Annotated in this window: 24 protein-coding genes; 20 read left to right on the top strand and 4 right to left on the bottom strand. The window is 46.5% G+C overall.

What is annotated here, in order from left to right; translation table 11 throughout:
• Window positions 1-4 precede the first annotated feature (4 nt).
• Complete coding sequence (locus AC0VXX_RS05525) at window positions 5-1,162, bottom strand: flagellar assembly protein T N-terminal domain-containing protein (protein WP_475516270.1); 1,158 nt, start codon at window positions 1,160-1,162, stop codon at window positions 5-7.
• Window positions 1,163-1,751: 589 nt separating this feature from the next.
• Between AC0VXX_RS05525 and AC0VXX_RS05530 the strand changes: the two genes are divergently transcribed.
• Both AC0VXX_RS05530 and AC0VXX_RS05535 read left to right on the top strand, forming a co-directional pair.
• A complete protein-coding gene (locus tag AC0VXX_RS05530; RefSeq protein ID WP_475516271.1) occupies window positions 1,752-2,375 on the top strand; it encodes a FlgO family outer membrane protein in 624 nt (207 codons plus the stop codon).
• Complete coding sequence (locus AC0VXX_RS05535; protein WP_475516272.1) at window positions 2,372-2,818, top strand: LPP20 family lipoprotein; 447 nt, start codon at window positions 2,372-2,374, stop codon at window positions 2,816-2,818. The genes AC0VXX_RS05530 and AC0VXX_RS05535 overlap by 4 nt, the downstream gene beginning before the upstream one ends.
• A gap of 357 nt (window positions 2,819-3,175) precedes the next feature.
• Here the strand turns inward: AC0VXX_RS05535 and AC0VXX_RS05540 are convergent, their stop codons facing one another.
• The 3 genes from AC0VXX_RS05540 to flgA form a co-directional block, all read right to left on the bottom strand.
• Window positions 3,176-3,601, bottom strand: coding sequence for a flagella synthesis protein FlgN (locus tag AC0VXX_RS05540; protein WP_475516273.1), 426 nt, complete (start codon window positions 3,599-3,601; stop codon window positions 3,176-3,178).
• Window positions 3,602-3,607: 6 nt separating this feature from the next.
• Window positions 3,608-3,931: a flagellar biosynthesis anti-sigma factor FlgM gene (gene flgM, locus AC0VXX_RS05545; protein ID WP_475516274.1), complete on the bottom strand. Its 324-nt coding sequence runs from the start codon at window positions 3,929-3,931 to the stop codon at window positions 3,608-3,610.
• A gap of 122 nt (window positions 3,932-4,053) precedes the next feature.
• A complete protein-coding gene (flgA, locus tag AC0VXX_RS05550; RefSeq protein WP_475516275.1) occupies window positions 4,054-4,761 on the bottom strand; it encodes a flagellar basal body P-ring formation chaperone FlgA in 708 nt (235 codons plus the stop codon).
• A gap of 199 nt (window positions 4,762-4,960) precedes the next feature.
• On the opposite strand from flgA, the gene AC0VXX_RS05555 reads away from it, so the two are divergent.
• The 18 genes from AC0VXX_RS05555 to AC0VXX_RS05640 all read left to right on the top strand — a co-directional run bounded on the left by AC0VXX_RS05555 (window position 4,961) and on the right by AC0VXX_RS05640 (window position 21,919).
• Complete coding sequence (locus tag AC0VXX_RS05555) at window positions 4,961-5,881, top strand: chemotaxis protein CheV (protein ID WP_475516276.1); 921 nt, start codon at window positions 4,961-4,963, stop codon at window positions 5,879-5,881.
• A gap of 147 nt (window positions 5,882-6,028) precedes the next feature.
• Window positions 6,029-6,862 carry a CheR family methyltransferase gene (locus tag AC0VXX_RS05560; RefSeq protein WP_475516277.1) on the top strand — a complete coding sequence of 278 codons (834 nt, stop codon included), beginning with the start codon at window positions 6,029-6,031 and terminating at the stop codon, window positions 6,860-6,862.
• Window positions 6,863-7,008: 146 nt separating this feature from the next.
• Entirely contained in the window at window positions 7,009-7,407 is a 399-nt protein-coding gene (gene flgB / locus AC0VXX_RS05565) for a flagellar basal body rod protein FlgB (protein WP_110456391.1), read from the top strand.
• A gap of 2 nt (window positions 7,408-7,409) precedes the next feature.
• Window positions 7,410-7,829, top strand: a complete 420-nt coding sequence (flgC, locus tag AC0VXX_RS05570) for a flagellar basal body rod protein FlgC (RefSeq protein WP_110456390.1) — start codon at window positions 7,410-7,412, stop codon at window positions 7,827-7,829.
• A 10-nt stretch (window positions 7,830-7,839) separates the two neighbouring features.
• A complete protein-coding gene (gene flgD / locus AC0VXX_RS05575; RefSeq protein WP_475516278.1) occupies window positions 7,840-8,622 on the top strand; it encodes a flagellar hook assembly protein FlgD in 783 nt (260 codons plus the stop codon).
• A gap of 62 nt (window positions 8,623-8,684) precedes the next feature.
• The gene (gene flgE, locus AC0VXX_RS05580) at window positions 8,685-10,046 is read left to right on the top strand and encodes a flagellar hook protein FlgE (RefSeq protein WP_475516279.1); all 1,362 of its coding nucleotides are present in this window, start codon (window positions 8,685-8,687) and stop codon (window positions 10,044-10,046) included.
• Window positions 10,047-10,232: 186 nt separating this feature from the next.
• Window positions 10,233-10,976 (top strand): flagellar basal-body rod protein FlgF, encoded by a 744-nt coding sequence (gene flgF / locus AC0VXX_RS05585; protein WP_475516280.1) that lies wholly within the window; start codon window positions 10,233-10,235, stop codon window positions 10,974-10,976.
• 10 nt (window positions 10,977-10,986) lie between these two features.
• Window positions 10,987-11,775 carry a flagellar basal-body rod protein FlgG gene (gene flgG, locus AC0VXX_RS05590; protein WP_110456386.1) on the top strand — a complete coding sequence of 263 codons (789 nt, stop codon included), beginning with the start codon at window positions 10,987-10,989 and terminating at the stop codon, window positions 11,773-11,775.
• 9 nt (window positions 11,776-11,784) lie between these two features.
• Complete coding sequence (flgH, locus tag AC0VXX_RS05595; protein ID WP_475516281.1) at window positions 11,785-12,462, top strand: flagellar basal body L-ring protein FlgH; 678 nt, start codon at window positions 11,785-11,787, stop codon at window positions 12,460-12,462.
• A gap of 11 nt (window positions 12,463-12,473) precedes the next feature.
• Entirely contained in the window at window positions 12,474-13,565 is a 1,092-nt protein-coding gene (locus AC0VXX_RS05600) for a flagellar basal body P-ring protein FlgI (protein WP_475516282.1), read from the top strand.
• A gap of 17 nt (window positions 13,566-13,582) precedes the next feature.
• A complete protein-coding gene (flgJ, locus tag AC0VXX_RS05605; protein ID WP_475516283.1) occupies window positions 13,583-14,569 on the top strand; it encodes a flagellar assembly peptidoglycan hydrolase FlgJ in 987 nt (328 codons plus the stop codon).
• 40 nt (window positions 14,570-14,609) lie between these two features.
• Window positions 14,610-16,523 carry a flagellar hook-associated protein FlgK gene (gene flgK / locus AC0VXX_RS05610; RefSeq protein ID WP_475516284.1) on the top strand — a complete coding sequence of 638 codons (1,914 nt, stop codon included), beginning with the start codon at window positions 14,610-14,612 and terminating at the stop codon, window positions 16,521-16,523.
• An 11-nt stretch (window positions 16,524-16,534) separates the two neighbouring features.
• A complete protein-coding gene (gene flgL, locus AC0VXX_RS05615; RefSeq protein WP_475516285.1) occupies window positions 16,535-17,725 on the top strand; it encodes a flagellar hook-associated protein FlgL in 1,191 nt (396 codons plus the stop codon).
• 85 nt (window positions 17,726-17,810) lie between these two features.
• On the top strand, window positions 17,811-18,632 hold the full coding sequence (locus AC0VXX_RS05620) for a flagellin N-terminal helical domain-containing protein (RefSeq protein WP_475516286.1): 822 nt from the start codon (window positions 17,811-17,813) through the stop codon (window positions 18,630-18,632).
• A gap of 248 nt (window positions 18,633-18,880) precedes the next feature.
• Window positions 18,881-19,699 carry a flagellin N-terminal helical domain-containing protein gene (locus tag AC0VXX_RS05625; protein WP_475516287.1) on the top strand — a complete coding sequence of 273 codons (819 nt, stop codon included), beginning with the start codon at window positions 18,881-18,883 and terminating at the stop codon, window positions 19,697-19,699.
• Window positions 19,700-19,794: 95 nt separating this feature from the next.
• The gene (locus AC0VXX_RS05630) at window positions 19,795-20,175 is read left to right on the top strand and encodes a flagellar protein FlaG (RefSeq protein ID WP_475516288.1); all 381 of its coding nucleotides are present in this window, start codon (window positions 19,795-19,797) and stop codon (window positions 20,173-20,175) included.
• A 34-nt stretch (window positions 20,176-20,209) separates the two neighbouring features.
• Window positions 20,210-21,583: a flagellar filament capping protein FliD gene (fliD, locus tag AC0VXX_RS05635; protein ID WP_475516289.1), complete on the top strand. Its 1,374-nt coding sequence runs from the start codon at window positions 20,210-20,212 to the stop codon at window positions 21,581-21,583.
• An 18-nt stretch (window positions 21,584-21,601) separates the two neighbouring features.
• Window positions 21,602-21,919: a hypothetical protein gene (locus AC0VXX_RS05640; RefSeq protein WP_475516290.1), complete on the top strand. Its 318-nt coding sequence runs from the start codon at window positions 21,602-21,604 to the stop codon at window positions 21,917-21,919.
• Window positions 21,920-21,928 lie beyond the last annotated feature (9 nt).

Genomic DNA, 21,928 nt, shown 5'->3' on the forward strand with positions numbered 1-21,928 from the left:
TCCGCTAAATTTTAATCGCAATGTCATTTACTTGTATATTTAGCGTCCCATTTTTTGGCTCGAGCAAGGCTGTTGCACTTTGCTGCGTGACTTGATCTATGGTGACCGTTGCGCGAGTTTCCCCGGCAATTGGGCGCATGTTGTCGAGCCTATCGGGTAAGTTTTGTTGCAATACAATTTGAAAACGGTCGCCCACTTTTATACCGTTATTACGCCCCAGATTGATGATCACCCGTCTGTCTTGTTTAGACACAATTTGTCCGAGTAGTGGCCTGCAGTTAAGCACTTTATCGATATCTGCACTGGCTTGTGCTAATACGGCATCAATATTTTGGCCATAGCTGGAATGCCAAAAGCGGGCGCTATTTGCCGGCACTGTGGCTTGTCGCTCAAACTCCCATGGGGCAGATGAATGATATAGCTCGCTCCAAACTTGCTCACCACTGATGCCATGATACAGCGATAGCTTTAGATAAAATTGCCGTTGCGGATAGTTATTCCAAAGACCTAGTAATCCGCCTTCAACGGGATCGGTGGAGATATCGACGATTGCTGGCAGTAGGATATATTGACTGTCGGTGATGTCGCTTAGCCAACTGGGCAAACGGTAGCCTCGAACATCGACTAACGATTGCTCAACATCGAGGCGTTCGTTGGCGTGAACGTTGGCAAGGCTGGCATTGCTGCGCTGCTGAATGATGTTTCCCAAGCGTTCTGATAGTGCCTGTTCAAATTGACCGATATTGCCGTATCTGAGCTGCGCACGATCGGCAATCGATGCCTGTGGCACTAAAATGGCGGCTTTTAATGGTTCCACTTGGCACTGTTGCTCTGCGCCATCGATAACATCGGCTCTTAATGTCACTGTGATTTGTTGGTTTTCGATGCGCTCACTGAGCAGTTCGACTCGCGCAATGTTGGCTTGGTTCGACATAGAAAACTGGCTTTGTACCAGTTGACCGTTTTGCGTCTGTTGCTGGCTGGTAAATTGGCCACCCGATTGTAAGGTGATAACACTTAAGGCTTGTTGTATGGCTTCTTCGCGTGCCTGATTAACATTGTTGTTGAGCACGTTGGCCTCGCCATGTGCTTCAATCCACTGTGCTGACACATTAAGGTGGGTTAAACCGAGCAATAGCAAGGATATGGTTAGCCGATTCATGTAAAAGTCTCTTTCAATAATAACAATGCGAAGCGTTACAACCTGCGGCACTAACTGCCAAAATGATGACAGTATTAGCGGTTGTTGGGCGATATTAGCCTGATGGCATCATAGTAAGCAATATACATGCCTGTATGTACTTTGTGGCACTATTGCTTGCTTAATGGGGTTAAAGCTTGACGTGTTGAGGCCGATAAAGAGGCCGCGGGTAAACCATTGTGGCTATTGCTATGACCTTGGCGTTGATTATTGTCTTATCGCGCTCGCAGCGATTGGTGATGCCCGAGATACTTAGTATGCCATATAAGCAATTAGGTTAGCACTTAGCTATTGGCTCATAATTTGCATTTTAAATTTATGCCAGTCGAACCCGCCGCGAATTTGTCGTGTGACATAGCGATAGTCAAAGTTATCGTCTGCGTCAGTATCGACCGGGTTGTGATGTTAATGCATCAGCGCCGTCAACGGTTAAATAGTTAGCGGTTAACTTAAATGGGCGGCGACCAAGCCTTGCGTTTATATTGAAACGGCATTTTATATGTGCATTTTTTCCGGCTAAGCCTTGCTTAGCGTTATACAGGACAGAGCAATGCGTACAGCGATATTTTTGTCATCTTTATTGCTATTGGGGGGATGTGCGAGCAATGAGTCTGCTGCGCCGTCATTGGCAAGCGGCAATACTTTGCCTGCTCAATCGGCAGTGCTACACCTAAGCCAACAATTGGCCAATGAACTGGTCAGGCAAAACGATCAACTCACGCCTAAGCATCCGTTATTGGTGACAACGCCAGTGTTGTTAGACAGTTTAAGTGGCACTAATCCCTTGGGGTTACAATTACAGCAAGGTTTAATTGCTGCTATGCATGATCATCAATTTAATTTGGTCGATCTCAATGTGGCACAAAGTGTGCGCGTGACCGACAGTGGTGATTTTATATTGAGTCGTGATTGGCGTAAGCTTGCGGACGATTTGCCCGTTGAGCATGTTTTGGTGTCGACCATGAATCTGTCGCTTGATGAGCTTGTGGTCAATAGTCGCATTGTGAATGTAACCAATAATCGTGTGGTATCAGTTGCTTCGGCGAGTGTCACCTTGGCTGAATTGCCTGGTTATCTTAGGGCGTCTGAGCGGGTGGAGTCTAAGCAAGGCTTGTTGATCCGTCACAGCATGCAGGGGCAGGGTAACATGCAAATGGTAGGAGAGATGCAATGAGAATCTGGTTAATGGCAATACTGCTGACACTAAGTGGCTGCGCTTCCCAAGATAGATATATTCAGTGGGAAACAGAAGCGCCTGAGCAGTTTCCTAAGTTAACCGCTATCGGCTACGCCCCCTTAGCGACACAACCGGCCAAAGAGCAGTCGCAACGGGTATTAATGGCGATGCAAGCATCCAAAATCGCGGCTTATCGTGAGTTAGCTGAGCAGGTATACGGCCAGCAGTTATCTGCGTCGAGCCAAGTCAGGGATTGGATGTTGTCTGATGATAATATTCAAGCTTCGGTGACCGGGGTGATACGCGGCGCCAGAGTGGTTAAGAGTTACCCGGCGGGTGAGCATTATGTGACTGAGCTGGAACTTGATTTTTCTCAAGTGTGGGCCTTGTACCAACAGCAAAATCGTCCACAAAAAGTGAAGCAAGTGACTTATTTTTAATAAAGTATCCTTATTAACATTGCTTGTGTTTTACTGAATAACTTTATGTATTGCGCATTATTAAAGCCTCTATTTAAGAGGCTTTTTTTGTGCCTTTTGTCAGCGCTTCCAGCATAGGAAACGCATCAAGCTGGTGAGATAGGCGCTGATATAACTCAGCATTATAGAGTGCTGTCGTTAATCAAATAGAGCGCTGTAGTGCATAAAAAGAGCCAAGCAAAAGTTGCTATGAGATAGTGATAAGAAAACAGTAGTCAGAGATATTGCGCATAGGGTCGAGGACTAATTAGACACTCATTATCGGACCTTATGCCCACAACTAGTGTCAGCTGTAACATCAGCGTAAAAAGAATCCGCTTAGGCCTTAAGATTATTGCCTAAGGTCGAAATTGTTGAGGTTTTACCTTTACCATCGTAGGTAAGGCTGGATGCGTTTCGACTGGCTTGTAAGGCTTGGGAGAAGCGATTAATACTGGCCATGCTGTGTTCTATTAAAGTGGCATTTTGCGCGTTAAGCGTCTTACATTGGGCTAACACTTGTTTGGTAATTTCGACTAATTTTTGTAGCTTAGGATCGCTACTGAGTTTATTGCTGTCAGGGTGCTCTGATAATCGTACATCGACCGCTTTGATCTCATCTAACAACTTAGCTTTATCTGTCGCTAGGTTTAGCAACTCATCGGCACTTTGTGCGATAAGCGCCACTTTCTCTGCTTCGATAAGGCGTTTTAAGTCGTTTAATAACGTATGTTGATTGGCGATGATGTCGATTATTGAGTTCATAACAGCTTAATTAAGATCCTTTAGTTCATTTTCAAACTGCGCAATATTACTGGCCAGTTTGTCGGCATCAATTTTGTAGCGACCTTCAGCAATAGCCGCTTTGATCTGTTCGACTTTTTTAGTGTCGATTTCAGGCAAGCTGTTCAATTTTGCTTGGGCACTTTGCAGTTGTTGCGCCTGAGGTGTTATTGATACCGAGTCACTTTTTACGGTTTTAGCCGTAGTGGTTTCGGGCGATACGGCCTCATTTTTTGCCGATGATTTATCGGTTGTCGGCGTTGCGACTCGATTGTTAGTGCTTGTATTTACATGCTTTACGTCTATAGCCATAATAGGTTCCAACGTTACTTTAGTGAGATCAACATAACTGTATATCGGCGTTCACTGTTAAAGCTTTAGTAGAATTTTGTAGTGATCAATAAAAAAATGCCCATCGATTGGGCCACGTGGTACTACATTCTAACCTCAACCGCGCCGACCCCAATAACGTTTGCATCTACCATTTTCTGTGAGTTACTGTTTCTAACCTGAATTCTATCGCCTAAGTTACCATCACGTAAGGCCTCACCGATAGTTTTTATCTCAAAATTGGCCGTGCGGGCAAAAATAGACACCATGTCGCCTTTGCATACAAAGCAAAGGTTACTGCTAAACAGGGTTTGATTGGCGGCAATTCTACGTTTTACTCGGGTACCTGTGACCTGTGCGGGATCATCAAATTGTTGGCCACGTAAATTACTCTGCTCGACATAGGCGAGCGTCACCTGCTCTGCGTCAATTAGATCGCCTGGCCCCAAGGTTTGTGTGGCCACAACCACAGGGTAAAGAATGTCGACTCTTACCGATATGTAAATTTGCCAAGGGTATTGTAGCTCTGGGGTTTCGCAACTGACTTTAACTGTGTTATTACGGCCTATTGCGCGATCGCTGGCGACCTCAACGCTTAGCGCTGAACTGCAAACAGGTGGGGTAACCCTAGTGTCTAAACTTTGCGGCGTAATATTGACTTTGGCGTCACTAGGGGCTTCAATTTTATTTTCAATTGCCGCTATAGCTAATCGTGATATCGTCGATAAAGAGGGTACGCTAGGCTCATCCGCGCCGAAACTTGGGGAAGAGAAGAGTAAAGCGATGAAAAAGTACACAGTATTTACTTTCATAATGATTAGACTAGCTTGAACGGCCAGATTGCACCTATACTTCGTTGTGGCCCGTACCTTTAGACATTTTTTTCATAGAAATTAGTGTCATAAATTTGACGAGTTTGGGCCTGGTTATCATTCAAATTTATTAAAGCAATTAGCATGCCTATACTTATAGTTACTATGGGTGGGGAAGCATTGACAAGGCAAAGGCATTATGTCGAGTATTCTTGATTCAGTAAATAAACGCACCCAACTCGTGGGGCAAAACCGCCTAGAACTGTTACTGTTCAAATTAAACGGTCGGCAACGATTTGGCATTAACGTATTTAAAGTTAAAGAGGTGCTGCAGTGCCCTCCATTAACCGCGTTACCAAAGCTAAATCCTGTGGTTAGAGGTGTCGCCCATATTCGTGGCAAGACGATCTCTGTGATTGATTTAAGTGCAGCGACGGGTGGTCGCCCGATTGAAAACACCGACGAGTGTTTCATTATCATTTCTGAATATAATCGCAGCGTACAGGGGTTCTTAGTTAAATCTGTTGAGCGCATCATCAACATGAACTGGGAAGCTATTATGCCACCGCCACAGGGTGCGGGGCGTTATTCTTATTTAACTGCGGTTACCGAGATTGAAGGTGAGCTGGTTGAGATCCTTGATGTTGAAAAAATCCTCGATGAGATCTCACCGGTTAAGACGCAGATCAGCCAAGAAGTGGATGATAAGCTGACCATTGATAGAGATCGCCATTATCATATTATGGTGATTGATGATTCAACTGTTGCCCGTAAACAAATTATTAGGGCGCTTGAGTCATTAAACCTACAAATCGATACCGCTAAAGATGGCCGAGATGCACTTAACCAATTGGTGGCGATGGCGGCCAATATGGATAATGTGGCTCATGAGATCCCATTAATTATTTCTGATATCGAGATGCCAGAGATGGATGGCTACACCTTAACGGCAGAGATTAGGGACAATCCTAAGCTTAAAGATATTAAGGTGGTGCTTCATACTTCACTCAGTGGCGTGTTTAATCAGGCGATGGTCGAAAAAGTTGGCGCCAATGATTTTATTGCTAAGTTTAATCCAGATGAACTCGCGGCCGCGGTGAATAAGCACCTTAGCTTGTAAATTGAGCGTCGTCATACAAGCACCTAACTTTGAATAGTTTATGCTTGTCTCAGTGAGTTCGCTAATGTATAACGCTTGGCTGTTTAATGCTTGCTATAGTAGTGTATGTTGTAGCCTGTTTTACTTTTATAAGATTGGGATATCTAGGTGCCGAATAAATCACTTGCTGAAGCTGAGTACAACCAATTTAGATTATTTCTGGAGCAACACAGCGGGATCGTGCTGGGTGAAAATAAGCAGTATTTAGTTCGTAGTCGCTTGGCGCCATTAATGGGGAAATATAACCTTCCTTCATTATCAGAGGTGGTCAAACATTCAATGAAGCCGACGGAGCGGCAGTTAAGGGCTGAGGTTATCGATGCGATGACCACTAACGAAACCTTATGGTTTAGGGATCGTTATCCGTTTGAGCTGCTCGCAAATAACTTATTGCCTGAGTACACTCGTTTAGGGCGTCCACTCAAAATATGGTCGGCGGCGTGCTCCTCAGGGCAAGAACCTTATTCGTTAGCCATGACCATTTTAGAATATCAGCAGCGTAAACCAGGGGCATTACCGGGTAGCGCATCGATATTGGCCACCGATTTATCGCCATCTATGTTAGACAGGTGTAAAGCGGCGCAATATGATAATTTGGCGCTGGCTCGGGGCTTATCAGATGAGCGTAAACGGCAGTTTTTTGCTCCAACCACACCAGGCTCTATGGTCGTCAAAGACAATGTAAAACGTTTGGTGAATTTCAGAGCCCATAATTTGCTTGAAAGTTATACCTTACTGGGTAAATTTGACATTATATTTTGCCGCAATGTACTCATCTACTTTGCACCTGAGGCAAAGGCCAAAATATTGCGGCAATTTGCTGCCGCTTTGAACCCCAAAGGGATCTTATTTCTTGGCGCTTCGGAGTCGATTGCCGGATTAACCGAAGAGTTTGAGATGGTGCGCTGTAATCCTGGCATCTATTATCAAAAGCGTGGTTAGTCTTTACTACCTGATTTAGTTAAAATGCCAGCAATAAGCTGGCATTTTTTATCTTTATGGTTTTTTATTAACCACTCCCATCCTCTTCCCCCTTGTTTGGCATAACAATTGCTTTGTTGTTGATATCTGTATGAGGAGGCAATTTTATGGCGATTAGTTTTGATAAAGCATTAGGTGTGCATCAATTCACCTTGGGTGTGCGTTCAACGCGTGCGCAGGTGATTTCATCTAACATTGCCAATGCCGATACCCCTCATTATAAAGCCAAAGATCTCGATTTCGACAAGGCACTGCAAGCTGCTCGCAGTCGGCAAGGTGGTTTAGCCATGAGCCGCAGTGACGAACGTCATTTCGATTTAGCGGCTTTAAGTCAGCAACATGTGAGTTATCGCGTGCCAAATCAGCCCGATACAGGTGATGGTAATACCGTCGATATTCAGCAAGAGCAATCTGAGTTTATGCAAAACGCCTTAGAGTATCAGATGTCGTTAGGGTTTCTTGACAGTAAATTTGCTGGGCTGAAAAAAGCACTTAAAGGAAATTAATGATGAGCTTATTTAATATCTTTGATGTTTCTGGATCGGGTATGTCGGCGCAATCTATCCGCCTTAATACCACGGCAAGTAACATTGCCAATGCCGATTCAGTTTCCAGTAGCATCGACCAGACTTACCGTGCTCGTCATCCTGTATTTGAAGCGGAAATGGCCAAAGCGAGTCATCAACAACAAACCTCACAGTCGGTTAAAGTGGCGGGCATTGTTGAAAGTGATAAGCCGCTGCAGAAAGAATATTCTCCTGATCACCCGTTGGCCGATGCCGACGGTTTTATTTACAAACCCAATGTGAATGTGATGGAGGAGATGGCGAACATGATCTCTGCATCGCGTTCGTACCAAATGAACGTACAAGTTGCTGAAGCGGCCAAGTCTATGCTGCAACAGACTTTGCGAATCGGCAAATCTTAGGAGGTAATTAGTGAGCCTCATTAATCCGTTAAGCAGTCAGTCTCCCCTGAGCAGTGAAAAGCAAAGTGGGCAGATCACACCGCAAGCAAACAGCAGAACGAGTGCCATCACCGAATCTACGGGAAATCCGTTTCTAGATGGTATTCGCTTACCTGAGGAGTCATCGATTCCTGAGGCAAATAATCAACAGTTGACGCAAGATGATTTTTTCTCTTTATTGAGTCAACAGTTGTCGATGCAAGATCCATTTAAGCCTGTGGATAACGATCAGATGATCGCGCAGATGGCTTCATTTTCGACCGTCGATGGGATCAGCAAGCTCAATGAGGAGATAGTCAACCTTAATGCTGTGATGACCTCGAGTCAGGCACTACAAGCCTCAGGGCTCGTTGGGCAGAAAGTGCTTATTCCGTCAGATACTGGCCATATTTCTGCTGAAGATCCGCAATTAAAAGGGATCATCAGTACGCCAGAGGCTATCGATGACATTACTGTGCGCATCGAAGATGAAAAAGGTCAGTTAATCAAAACCTTTACCGTCGATGGCAGTGCAGGCGGCAATATTGATGTCAGCTGGGATGGGCTAGATAAAAATGGCGAGCCGGTGGCGAGTGGTAATTACTCGATTAAAGCTTCTGGCAAAGTGGATGGTAAAAGCGAAGACCTAGCGGTATCGACCTACGCTCATGTGACTAGCGTCTCATTAGGTACAGCCAGTACCGGCGCAATTTTAAACCTTAGGGGCATAGGGGGTATCAAGATTGGTGATGTACTCGCCGTCTCTGAAACCTAGATAAAGCTTACGTTAGGGCATAACGTCCACGACAACGAATAGAATTTTTAATGAGGTGATTTATGTCATTTAACATTGCATTGAGCGGTATCTCAGCAGCCCAAAAAGATCTTAATACCACGGCTAACAATATTGCCAACGTCAATACGGTTGGTTTTAAAGAGTCTCGCGCCGAATTTGCCGACGTGTACGCCAACTCCATTTTTGCTAACAGTAAAACCACAGTCGGTGGCGGTGTGACCACATCGCAAGTCGCGCAGCAGTTCCATCAAGGTAGTATGCAATTTACCAGCAACGCCCTTGATATGGCGATTAATGGCGGTGGTTTTTTTGTGACGTCATCTGAAGTGGGCTCACAAGATATGTCTTTTACCCGCGCAGGTGCATTTAAAGTTGATGGTAATAATTACCTAGTAAACTCATCGGGTCACTTCTTACAGACATTTCCAGTCGATAAAGACGGTAACTCAACATCAGTGAGTTTAACCACCACCAAACCGGTGCAAATTCCGGACACGGCAGGTCAGCCACAGAAAACCAATGATGTGGGCATTCAGATGAACCTTAATGCCGCTGAAGACACTCTCGATCCGGCGAATTTCGATCCTACTAAGCCTGAGACCTTTAATAATTCAACATCTGTGACCATATATGACTCATTAGGTGAGCCACAAATTTTAACCACCTACTTTGTGCGCCCACCTGAAGCGGCGCACAATGGCGAGAGTAACTGGGTGGCGTTTTATGCCGTCGATGGCAAGCAGGTCGATATTGCAGGTCCTGTAGGTACTTATGGGCGTGATACCACAGGTGATGGCGTTGCCGACGCTACTGGTAACGCAGAAAGTGCCAGTGGTTGGAAAGGCTCTGTATTGTCCTTTAACGATACTGGCACTTATACTGGCAGCGATCCTGCCGTAATACAGACCGAAACGCTTGGTGTCGGCGGGGCTAATGTATTAGGCCCTGGTACCGATGGCACGCAAACCCTGACACTTAATTTTAATAATCCGACGCAATATTCATCGGCTTTTGAGGTGACAGAGCTGAGCCAAGATGGTACCACCGTTGGCCGTTTAACCAATGTTGAAGTGGGTGCCGATGGTCTGATCAATGCCAGTTACAGTAACGGCTCTACGGTAGCGTTAGCTCGCGTGGCGTTGGCACGTTTTTCAAATGAGCAAGGCTTAACGCAAGTGGGTAATACGTCGTGGAAGGCCAGTTTAGATTCAGGCCCAGCGTTAGCCGGTGAGGCTAATAGCGGTACCTTTGGTGGTATTCGCTCGTCAGCACTGGAACAATCCAACGTTGATTTGACCACCGAGCTGGTTGATTTGATCTCTGCGCAGCGTAACTTCCAGGCTAACTCGCGTACCTTAGAGGTCAATAATACGTTGCAACAAACGGTACTCCAGATCCGTTAATGGTTGACTTAAGTGTGTTGCCGCAACGGCAACACACTGCCGCTTTTCGTTGAACTCCTCCTCTTTTCGTATTATTTACCTTCGCATCCCATTGATCTTCCATTTTCATTAATTTTCGCTATTGGCACGATGCTTGCTTTGTACTGTGATAAGACAGTTTTAGTTGAAACATTGACGGAGCAGCAAGTGGATAAATTACTTTATGTCGCCATGAGTGGCGCCAAGCAGAATATGAATTCGCTGGCGGTACGTGCGAACAACCTTGCTAATGCCAATACCGATGGTTTTAAGTCAGACTTAGAACAATCTCGCTCTATGCAAGCCTTTGGTGAAGGTTTGCCGACACGGGTGTTTTCGATGACAGAAAGCCCATCGGCTAACTTTGCCAGCGGACCGCTAAAAACCACAGGCCGCGATCTGGATGTTGCCGTCAAAGGCGATGGTTGGATTGCCGTGCAGAGTGCCGACGGTGGCGAAGCCTATACCCGCTCAGGCAGCTTAAGCATAGATAACACCGGCTTGCTGCGAAACGACCGTGGTAATCCCATTATGGGGGATGCCGGTCCCATCGTATTACCTCTGCCTATCGAAAAAATAGAAATTGCCCAAGATGGCATTATTTCGGTGCGCCCTTTAGGGGCGACAGCGGAAGTGATTGAAGAGGTTGGCCGGATCAAGCTCGTTAACCCAGGTAACCAAAATTTAATGCGCGGAGAAGATGGCCTGTTCCGTCAAATCTCTGGCGAAGTCGCACCTGCCAATGCGCAGGTGTTTGTAGAGAGTGGCGCCGTTGAGGGCAGCAATGTGAATGCTGTCGATGAAATGGTGTCGTTAATCGATTTGCAGCGTCAGTTTGAGATGCAGGTCAAGATGATGAAAACGGCCGAAGAGATGGATCAAGCCTCTTCGACATTAATGCGCATTAGTTAGGAGATAGATTATGCATCCCGCGTTATGGATCAGTAAAACAGGCTTAGATGCTCAGCAAACCGATATTTCGGTTATCTCTAACAACGTGGCTAATGCGAGCACCATTGGCTACAAGAAAAGCCGCGCCGTATTTGAAGACTTGCTTTATCAAACGGTTAACCAAGCTGGTGGCATCAGTGCCTCTAACACCAAATTGCCCAATGGCCTGAATATCGGTGCGGGTACCAAAGTGGTGGCGACGCAAAAGATGTTCACCCAAGGCAACATGTTAACCACGGATAACTCACTCGATTTAATGATTGAAGGCCCAGGCTTTTTTGAAGTGCAGATGCCAGATGGCACCGCGGCCTACACGCGTAATGGCCAGTTCACCTTAGATGATACTGGTCAAATAGTTACCCCTGGCTCAGGTTATGTGTTGCAGCCGGCGATCACCATTCCTGATGACGCCACCAGTATCACAGTGTCGGCAGAAGGGGAGGTCTCGGTAAAAACCCCGGGTGCGGCCGAAAACCAAGTGGTGGGCCAGTTAGCCATGTCCGACTTTATTAACCCAAGTGGGTTAGATCCTATGGGGCAAAACCTCTACACCGAAACTGGCGCGAGCGGTGCACCGATTCAAGGAACGGCCTCTTTAGATGGCATGGGCGCGATTCGTCAAGGTGCATTGGAGACCTCTAACGTGAATGTAACCGAAGAGCTGGTTAACTTGATTGAGAGTCAGCGAATTTACGAGATGAACTCCAAAGTGATCTCAGCCGTCGATCAGATGTTGTCTTACGTTAACCAGAATTTGTAGAGGCTTAATATGACTAAGTATCTCATGCTGGTGGCAGCCATCGCCTTAGCGGGGTGTAGCTCGACTAGCAATAATAAGCCGATTGCTGATGACCCTTATTATGCGCCCGTTTACCCAGAAGCTCCGCTAACCAAGGTGGCGGCAACGGGATCTATGTATCAAGACAGTCAGGCATCGGGATTGTATTCCGATATCAAGGCGTTAAAAGTGGGCGACATCATCACGGTGATTTTGGAAGAGTCGACCCAAGCGTCAAAGAGCGCTAATAATGAGATTAAAAAAGGCTCAGATCTTAGTCTTGACCCCATTTATGCTGGTGGCGGCAATGTCACCATCAAAGGCGTACCTATCGATTTACGTTATAAAGACAGCTTTAACACCAAACGAGAGTCAGACGCCGATCAGAGCAATAGCCTGTCAGGCAGTATCTCGGCCAATGTGATGCAGGTGCTCAATAATGGCAACCTAGTGATCCGCGGTGAGAAATGGATCACCATCAATAACGGTGATGAATTTGTGCGGGTGACCGGCATTGTACGTTCGCAAGATATTCGTCCCGACAACACTATTGACTCGCAGCGCGTTGCTAATGCGCGCATTCAATACAGTGGGACAGGCACCTTTGCCGATGCACAAAAAGTGGGTTGGTTAGGGAAATTTTTCATGAGTGATTGGTGGCCTTTTTAGGAAGTAATATCATGAAAGTTAAAATTATTTTACTTTGTGCTCTGACCCTGTTTTCTTCAATAAGCTTTGCCCAGCGCATTAAAGACATTGCCAATGTGCAAGGGGTGAGAAATAACCAACTCATTGGTTATGGTCTTGTCGTGGGTTTGCCCGGTACAGGTGAAAAGACCCGTTATACCGAGCAGACATTTAAAACCATGCTGAAAAATTTCGGTATCAATCTACCGGATAACTTTAGACCCAAGATTAAAAACGTCGCGGTGGTTGCTGTGCACGCCAATATGCCGCCCTTTATTAAACCGGGGCAAACCTTAGATGTTACGGTATCGAGCTTAGGTGAAGCCAAAAGCCTACGCGGCGGCACCTTAATACAAACCTTTCTAAAAGGGGTCGATGGTAATGTTTACGCCATCGCTCAAGGCAGTATGGTGGTCAGTGGCTTTAGTGCCGAAGGGCTCGATGGTTCAAAAGTCATCCAAAATACTCCTACCGTGGGTCGTATTCCCAACGGCGCGATTGTTGAGCGCACGGTAGCGACGCCATTTTCAACTGGCGATCACCTGACGTTTAACTTACGCCGCGCTGATTTCTCAACGGCTAAACGCTTAGCCGATGCCATTAATGGTTTGCTTGGCCCAGGTATGGCCCGAGCGCTTGATGCCGCTTCTGTGCAAGTGAGTGCACCGCGTGATGTATCGCAAAGGGTGTCATTTTTAGCCACGCTGGAAAATATCGACGTTGAGCCCGCATCTGAGTCGGCCAAGGTTATCGTTAATTCTCGTACTGGCACCATAGTTGTGGGAGCTGATGTGCGTTTGCTGCCAGCGGCAGTCACCCACGGTGGTTTGACGGTCACTATTGCTGAGGCGACCCAAGTGTCACAGCCCAACCCCTTAGCGGGTGGCGATACTGTGGTAACCAGTAACAGCACTATCGATGTGTCTGAAGAAGATAACCGTATGTTTTTGTTTAATCCAGGTACCACCCTCGATGAACTCGTTAGGGCGGTTAATTTGGTTGGCGCGGCGCCATCGGATGTTCTGGCAATTCTCGAAGCGTTAAAAGTGGCAGGCGCTTTGCATGGAGAGCTTATCATCATCTAATTTTTGTCGGGTTGACTATGGAAAAGCTGTCACATTCATCGCACTTTATGGACATCGGGGGGCTAGACTCCCTGCGTGCCAAAGCACAAAAAGATGATAAGTCAGCTCTTAAGGAAGTGGCGCAGCAATTTGAGGGGATCTTCGTGCAAATGCTGATGCAGAGCATGCGCGACGCCAATGCTGTGTTTGAGTCCGACAGCCCGATGAACAGCCAATACACTAAGTTTTACGAGCAGATGCACGATCAGCAGATGTCGGTTAATCTCTCCGACAAAGGCATGTTAGGCCTAGCCGACTTGATGGTGCAGCAGCTCGATCCTACGGCCACTGCCTTTACCCCAGCGTCAGTGTTACGTGGCGGCATGCAGCAGCCTACCTCATCTAGCGTCAATATGACGGCGCAGCATTTAAGCCAATCTAAGGTTTCAGCGACTCAAACTCCCTCTTTACCTGAGGCGATCGACGAGGTTGTCAGCGGCAAAGTGTTGCCATCGGCCGCGCCCATAAATGGTTTCAGTAGCCGTGAAGAGTTTGTTAGCGCGTTATATCCCCATGCTAAGGCCGCAGCACAATCCCTTGGCACCACGCCAGAGGTGCTCATTGCCCAGTCGGCGCTCGAAACTGGTTGGGGACAAAAAATGGTGCGCACCACACAGGGTGAGCCCAGTCATAACCTATTTAATATTAAGGCCGATAAGCGCTGGCAAGGCGACAAAGCGGGCGTGAGCACCTTGGAGTTTGAACAAGGTGTGGCGGTTAAGCAACGGGCCGATTTTCGCGTATATGACGGCATAAAGCAGAGTTTCGATGATTTTGTGTCATTTATCTCTGAAGGGCCACGTTATCAAGCGGCCATGGAGAAGGCGGCCGATCCTGCTGCGTTTGTACAAGCCCTGCAAGATGCCGGTTATGCAACCGATCCACATTACGCCGACAAAGTGATCAAGGTGATGCAATCGGTAACCAAAGGGCTGGGTTCAGCCATATCGGGAGTAACACCATGAGTCAAATTACCATCGCCCGCCCTGTAGGAGGGATTCTTTAATGTCATTGGACTTACTTAATATTGCTCGTACGGGCGTGCTGGCATCGCAGTCACAATTGGCGATAACCAGTAATAACATCGCTAATGCCAACACTCAAGGCTATCACCGTCAAGTGGCTGAGCAGTCGAGCCTCGAGTCGCAGCGCTTAGGCAATAACTTTTTTGGTGCGGGTACCTATGTGAGTGACGTTAAGCGTATTTATAACGATTACGCTGCGCGCGAACTGCGTATTGGGCAAACGGCGGTGAGTCAGGCGCAGACCACGCAGATCAAAATGGGCGAGCTTGACCAACTATTTTCGCAGATCGGCAAATCGGTGCCGCAAGGTTTAAATGACCTGTTTGCTGGGCTAAACAGCTTGAGCGATCTTCCCGATGATTTAGGCATTCGAGGTGGTGTACTTGGGAATGCCGAGCAACTGGCTAATGCATTAAACCAGATGAACTCTCACCTTAATGGTCAAATGCAGCAGACTAACGATCAAATCGTGGCGATCACCGACAGAATTAATGCTATCGGCAAGGAGCTTGGGCATATCAACCAAGAGCTGATGAAGTCTCAAGGGGCCGACATGCAGCTGCTTGATCAGCAAGATGCCTTAATCCAAGAGCTGAGCGAGTACGCCGCAGTCAATGTGATCCCACTGGAATCAGGAGCCAAAAGTATCATGCTTGGCGGCGCCGCCATGTTGGTGTCTGGCGAGGTGTCGATGCAAGTGGGCTCGACAACGGGCGACCCATTTGGTGGTGAGCTGCGGATCACCGCATCGGTTGGCGACCAAAGTCTGGTGCTCGATCCCGCAAAAATGGGCGGAAGCTTAGGCGCCTTATTTCAATTTAGGGATGACACCTTGATCCCTGCCCAAATGGAGATGGGACAGCTGGCGGTAGGCATCGCCGATAGCTTTAACCAAGCTCAGGGCCAAGGATTTGACTTAAATGGCAATGTGGGCGGAAACCTCTTTTTAGATATCAACGATCCTAAGATGTCGATGGGCCGCGTAGGCGCCTACGGCAATAACACGGGCGATGCCACCCTTAAGGTCAATATCGATGATGTTGGGGCGCTCTCTGGTGGTAACTATCAGTTAAGTTTTACTGCGCCTGCAACCTATGAGCTTAAAGATAACGACAGTGGCGTTGTCACACCATTGGTGCTTAACGGTAACGAGCTCACTGGTGGTGACGGCTTTAGTATTCAAATAGCCGCTGGCACCTTGGCCTCGGGCGATCAGTTTGAGATCAGGCCCACAGCGGGGGCGACTGCTGGTATAGATGTGGTGATGAGCGACCCTAAAGGCATTGCCGCTGCGGGTCCGAGTATCAATGCCGATGCGGCCAATACGGGTAGCACGAGCCTCACATTAAACAGTATGGATCCTAGCCAAGCCAATTTTCCTGGCGTAGGCGGTGAAATCACCTTTGAAATAGACACCATCACCAATAGCTATCAAGCCTTTGATGCAACAGGTACATCTTTAGGTGTGGGGATGTTTACGCCACCTAATATTGACGCCTTTGGAATGAATTTCGATGTGCAAAGCAGTACCGCCGAGGCTGGTCAGCGCTTTACCTTCGATCTCAATTTTGCCGAAGGTAATAACAACAATGCCCTTGCGATGGCCAAATTAAACGAAGCCAAATTGATGCAGGGCGGTAGCGCCACCTTAAGTGATGTATATGAGTCGACTAAGTTAGCCGTGGGCGGCAAAGCTAAATCGGCCGAGGTGGCATTAGGTTCGGCCGAGGCGGTTTACGCACAGGCCTATAGCCGAGTGCAAAGCGAATCTGGGGTGAACCTCGATGAAGAGGCCGCCAATTTAATGCGTTTTCAACAGTCTTATCAGGCATCAGCGCGGATCATGACCACGGCCGCTGAAATTTTTGACACTTTATTTAGTTCGGTGAGATAGGAGTAAATCAGATGCGCATCTCAACGGCACAGATGTTTAACCAAAGTATTACCAGTGTGTTAGACAGGCAATCATCGACCAGTAAAATCTTAGAGCAACTGTCAAGCGGTAAGCGAGTCAATACCGCAGGTGACGATCCAGTTGCCGCTATTGGTATCGATAACCTTAACCAACAAAATGCCTTAGTCGATCAGTTTATGAAAAATATCGACTATGCCAACAACCGTTTGTCATTGACCGAAAGCAAGCTTGGCAGCGCCGAGACATTGACGGCTTCGGTTAGAGAACAAGTGTTGCGTGCAGCAAATGGCGGTTTAGAAGATTCCGAGCGGCAAATGATTGCCGTCGAACTGCGCACAACCTTGGAAGAGTTAGTTGCGATTGCCAATACCCAAGATGAATCGGGCAATTATCTATTTGGTGGCTTCGAAACGGGTAAGCAGCCATTTAGTTTCGATGCCGCAGGCAATGTGGTTTATAACGGCGATAGCGGCGTGCGTGATGCGGTCGTCGCATCGGGCGTCACCTTAGGCACAAATATTCCGGGCGATCAGGCATTTATGAATGCGCCATCAGGATTAGGCGATTTCAGTGTCAATTATTTGGCAACACAAGTTGGTGATTTTAGTGTTAACAGCGCCAGTATTACCGATCCTGCAGCTTATGTTGAAGACAGTTACACCTTTACCATGGTGGGCGGCGATTTAGAGGTAAGAGACTCAAGCGCTGCGTTGGTGACCACGGTATCGCCGTTCGACCCATCTACCCCTGTAAGTGTTAATGGTATTGAGGTTTCTCTCTCGGACATGCCTGAAAACGGCGACAGTTTTACCATAAATCCTCAAAGTGAAGTCAGTATTTTCGACACCATCAATCAAGCCATTTCCTTGATAGAAGATCCCAATAAAATAAATACGCCGCAAGGAAGATCAGAGTTGGCACAGGTATTGAATGATATCGATAGTGGTGTAAATCAAATCAGTACTGCCCGAGGTCAATCGGGCACTCATTTGAAAAGTCTAGAGAGTCACAGTTCGGCCCATGTTGAAGAGCAATTAGTCAACAATTCGGCGTTATCGATGCTCGAAGATTTAGATTACGCCTCTGCTATTACAGAGCTCGAAAAACAGCAATTAGCGTTAAATGCGGTGTCGAGTGTGTTTAGCAAAGTCGGGTCGACGACACTATTTGACTATATCTAACGAGGCTTATCTCGATAGATGTTAACTCAGGATTTTTTAGCCAAGCTCAGCGTCTTGGCAGTGCAACCAAGAAGAGGAAAACACAATGGCTATTACAGTAAATACTAACGTTACATCAATGAAGGCGCAGAAAAACCTCAATACCTCATCTCAGGGGTTGGCAACGTCAATGGAACGTTTGTCTAGTGGTTTGCGGATCAATAGCGCTAAAGATGATGCGGCAGGTCTAGCCATCTCGAACCGATTAAATTCGCAGGTCCGTGGCTTAGAAGTGGGTATGCGTAATGCCAATGATGCCATCTCTATCGCACAAATTGCCGAAGGCGCGATGCAAGAGCAAACTAACATGCTACAGCGGATGCGTGATTTGACCATCCAGTCTGAAAACGGTGCTAACAGCACCGACGATTTGCTTGCACTAAAAGCAGAGATGGATCAGCTGGCCGATGAAATTAATGAGATTGGTAATAATACCGCCTTTGGTAACACTAAACTGTTAAGCGGTGGCTTTGCTGCAGGTAAAACCTTCCAAGTGGGTCATCAAGATGGCGAAGATATTACTATTTCAGTGGGCAAAACCGATAAAGTCAGTCTATCAGTAGGTGCCTTAGCTAATGCTTCAGCAGGTGATCGTAAGACGTCGTTAGAGAAGATTGATGCAGCCATTAACACTATCGATACCCAGCGCGCTAAATTAGGTGCGGTGCAAAACCGTCTAGCACATAACATCAGTAACAGTGCCAATACTCAAGCGAATGTCGCCGATGCTAAGAGTCGTATTGTGGATGTGGATTTCGCCAAAGAGACCGCCACTATGACCAAGAACCAGGTACTACAACAAACGGGTTCAGCCATGTTAGCCCAAGCCAACCAGTTGCCACAGGTGGCCTTGTCACTGTTAGGCTAATGGTCACCAATAAGATAGATATGGGTAACGTTGAGCCGCACAATGCGGCTCAATTTTAGTGCGTTCACCGGTGTGAACCTGGCATTTAAAGTAATAAATTCAATCATTTAATCTAAATTTGTGTTTTTTTTGAAAAAAAGCTAAAGATTAAAATCCTCGTGCCGTTACATTTACTGTAACCAATTAGCTCCGCCTGGCTTAAATCAGACAGGCAAGTGATTAAGTCAGGCATAGTAGAGGAAACGATAATGGCTATTACAGTAAATACAAACGTTACATCGATGAAAGCTCAAAAGAACTTGAATCAGTCTAGTGGTAACCTAGCGACCTCTATGGAGCGTCTATCAAGTGGTTTGCGTATTAACAGTGCAAAAGACGATGCCGCCGGTCTGGCCATCTCTAACCGTCTAGATTCTCAGGTTCGTGGTCTTGAAGTGGGTATGCGTAACGCTAACGATGCGATCTCAATTGCCCAGATTGCCGAAGGCGCAATGCAAGAACAGACCAACATGCTGCAACGTATGCGTGACTTGACCATACAAGCAGAAAACGGTGCCAACAGTGATGACGATTTAACAGCGTTACAATCAGAAATAGATGCCCTAGTTACTGAGATTGATGAGATTGGTAAAAATACCGCCTTTGGTAATACTAAGTTAATGAGTGGTGGTTTCGCTGGTGGTAAATCGTTCCAAGTGGGGCACCAAGATGGTGAAGATATCGTCCTTTCTGTGGCAAAAACGGATAGGACAACCTTGACAATTAGCGCGTTAAAAAACACAACACCAGCTGAACGTAAAGATTCACTTGATAAAATTGATGCTGCGATTAAAACCATCGATGGCCAGCGCGCCAACTTAGGTGCGGTGCAAAACCGTCTGTCGTACAACATCAGTAACAGCGCTAACACGCAGGCTAACGTTTCAGATGCTAAGAGTCGTATTGTGGATGTGGATTTCGCCAAAGAAACCTCAGCAATGACTAAAAACCAGGTACTACAGCAAACGGGTTCAGCCATGTTAGCGCAAGCTAACCAGTTGCCACAGGTTGCACTATCGTTACTATAACGAGCCAAGGTTAAGCATTGATACGATAAGGGAGGTTCGGCAACGAGCCTCCCTTTCGTGGTTTTAAGCAACACGGTGAAACGAGGGTTATTGTTATGGACATCAATATGGTTAACTCAGCTACTCTTGCTCCGACTAAAGTGGATGTAGATCATGCGGCGACGAAACCTAGTCAGCAGGATGTTGAATTAGATACTCGCTCTGCTATTAACGCGGTGGAAGCAGCAGAAGAGGTGCCCGCAGCACAAGCTGAACCAGAGCAATTGCAAGGTGTTGTCGATGAGCTGTCTGATATGATGTCGCTGATGCGAAAAGGATTAGCATTTAAAATCGATGAAGGTTCTGGCACGAATGTTGTAAGCGTTATGGATATAGATTCTGGCGATATCATTCGTCAAATTCCTAATGAAGAAGCTCTAGAATTGGCGCAAAAATTGTCGGAAGTGACAGGTTTACTAATGAAAACTGAAGTTTAAGGCTTTAGAACATCATAATTAAGTTGAGGTATTTATGGCATTAACAGCAACGGGAATTGGCTCTGGACTCGATATCAACACGATTGTCGGCGTACTCGTTGATGCCGAAAAAGTGCCTAAAGAAGCGATCTTTAATAAGAAAGAAGATGCGCTTGAAGCGCAGGTTTCTGCCATTGGTACTTTAAAGAGTGCTTTGTCTAAGTTTCAAGATGCCTTAGAAAAACTTAAAGATGGTAATAGTCTAAACCAACGCCAAGTTAGTACCGGTGAGAGCAATTATTTTACGGCTAGCGCCGATAAAAATGCCCAGTCGGGTAGTTATAATATTGTGGTTGAGCAACTTGCCCAGCGCCATAAGGTTGCCGGGGGCTTTACCGCCGATCCTAAAGCCGCGGTTGGTGAAGGTAGCTTAGATTTTACGGTAAATGGCAACTCCTTTAGCGTTGATGTCGCGGCGGGTGATTCGCTCGATGCGATAGCCGCCAGTATTAACAATGCCGACGATAACGTCGGTGTCACAGCGACCATAGTCACCACAGATGGTGGTAGCCGCTTAGTGATAAGCTCTGACACCGAAGGTTCTGACAGTAATGTCACCGTTGCGGCTAACGATACTAGCGGGACTGGGCTTAATGATATGTTTGGCACAGGTAATTTGACCGAAGTACAAGCGGCCAAAGAAGCGATTGTGTATATCGATGGGCAAAAGTTACAGTCGCAAACCAATGAAATTAGCAATGCGATTTCAGGCGTGACTTTAAATTTAACCGATGCCGATCTGAATAAGACTTCAGTACTCAAAATTGAGCTTGATGAAGAGGCCGTTAAAGAGAATGTGCAGGGTTTTGTTGATGCCTATAACGGTTTGATTGACACGATAGAAAAGCTTTCCTCCTACGACGCGAAAGAGAAGAAAGCCGCGGCCATGCAAGGGGATTCAATGATCCGCTCTATCGAGTCGCAAATGCGCAATATGATTTCGACCCGTGTCGATACTGGCGGTGGCGACAGTATTGCACTTTACGATATCGGAATTGAAGCCGATCGCTATGGTAAGTTATCTGTCAATAGTACCAAGCTGGATAAAGTCATTAATGAAGATATGGACAGTATCGAGAACCTGTTTGCCACCAAAGACACAGGTCTTGCAACGCGCTTAGATACCATGGTCGAAGGTTATGTTAAAACCAGCGGGTTACTTGACTCACGCAATAATACTCTAACAGCAGATCAGCAACGTTTAGAAGATCAGCGCGAAGCTTTCAATATGAAGATGGAGCAGCTGCAAGCTCGGTTATTTAAACAGTTCAATGCCATGGATTTAGTGGTGGGTAATTTAACTTCCCAAGGTAATGGCGTTATTAGCGCATTAAATTCTCTGCCAGGTGTGGTCAAGGCATCTGGTTAATTGTAAGGTTATTTAGATTTGCAATCACTAAATACACTAAATACTCAGTTGGCTGCTGTATTGAGTCAATTAGAGGCTATTACAGCCGAAGATGAAAAAGCTGATGAGTTGGTATCAAATTTGCTAGATTTGGTTAATCAGCGTCAACTTTTGCTCAATGAATTGCTTGAGTCTCCTAAAGAGGAAGATAGACAAGTACTGCAGACGCAATTAACGCTCACGAATCAGTTTACTGCTCGTGCGGTACCATTGTTAAAACATCGACAAGAGCTGCTGCATTTAGGGCGAAAGAGCCAGAAGCAGCTTAATGTGTATAAGTCTATAGGTTTAGAGTAGGTAGGTATT

Source organism: Shewanella sp. QJM3NY_23 (assembly GCF_056173105.1).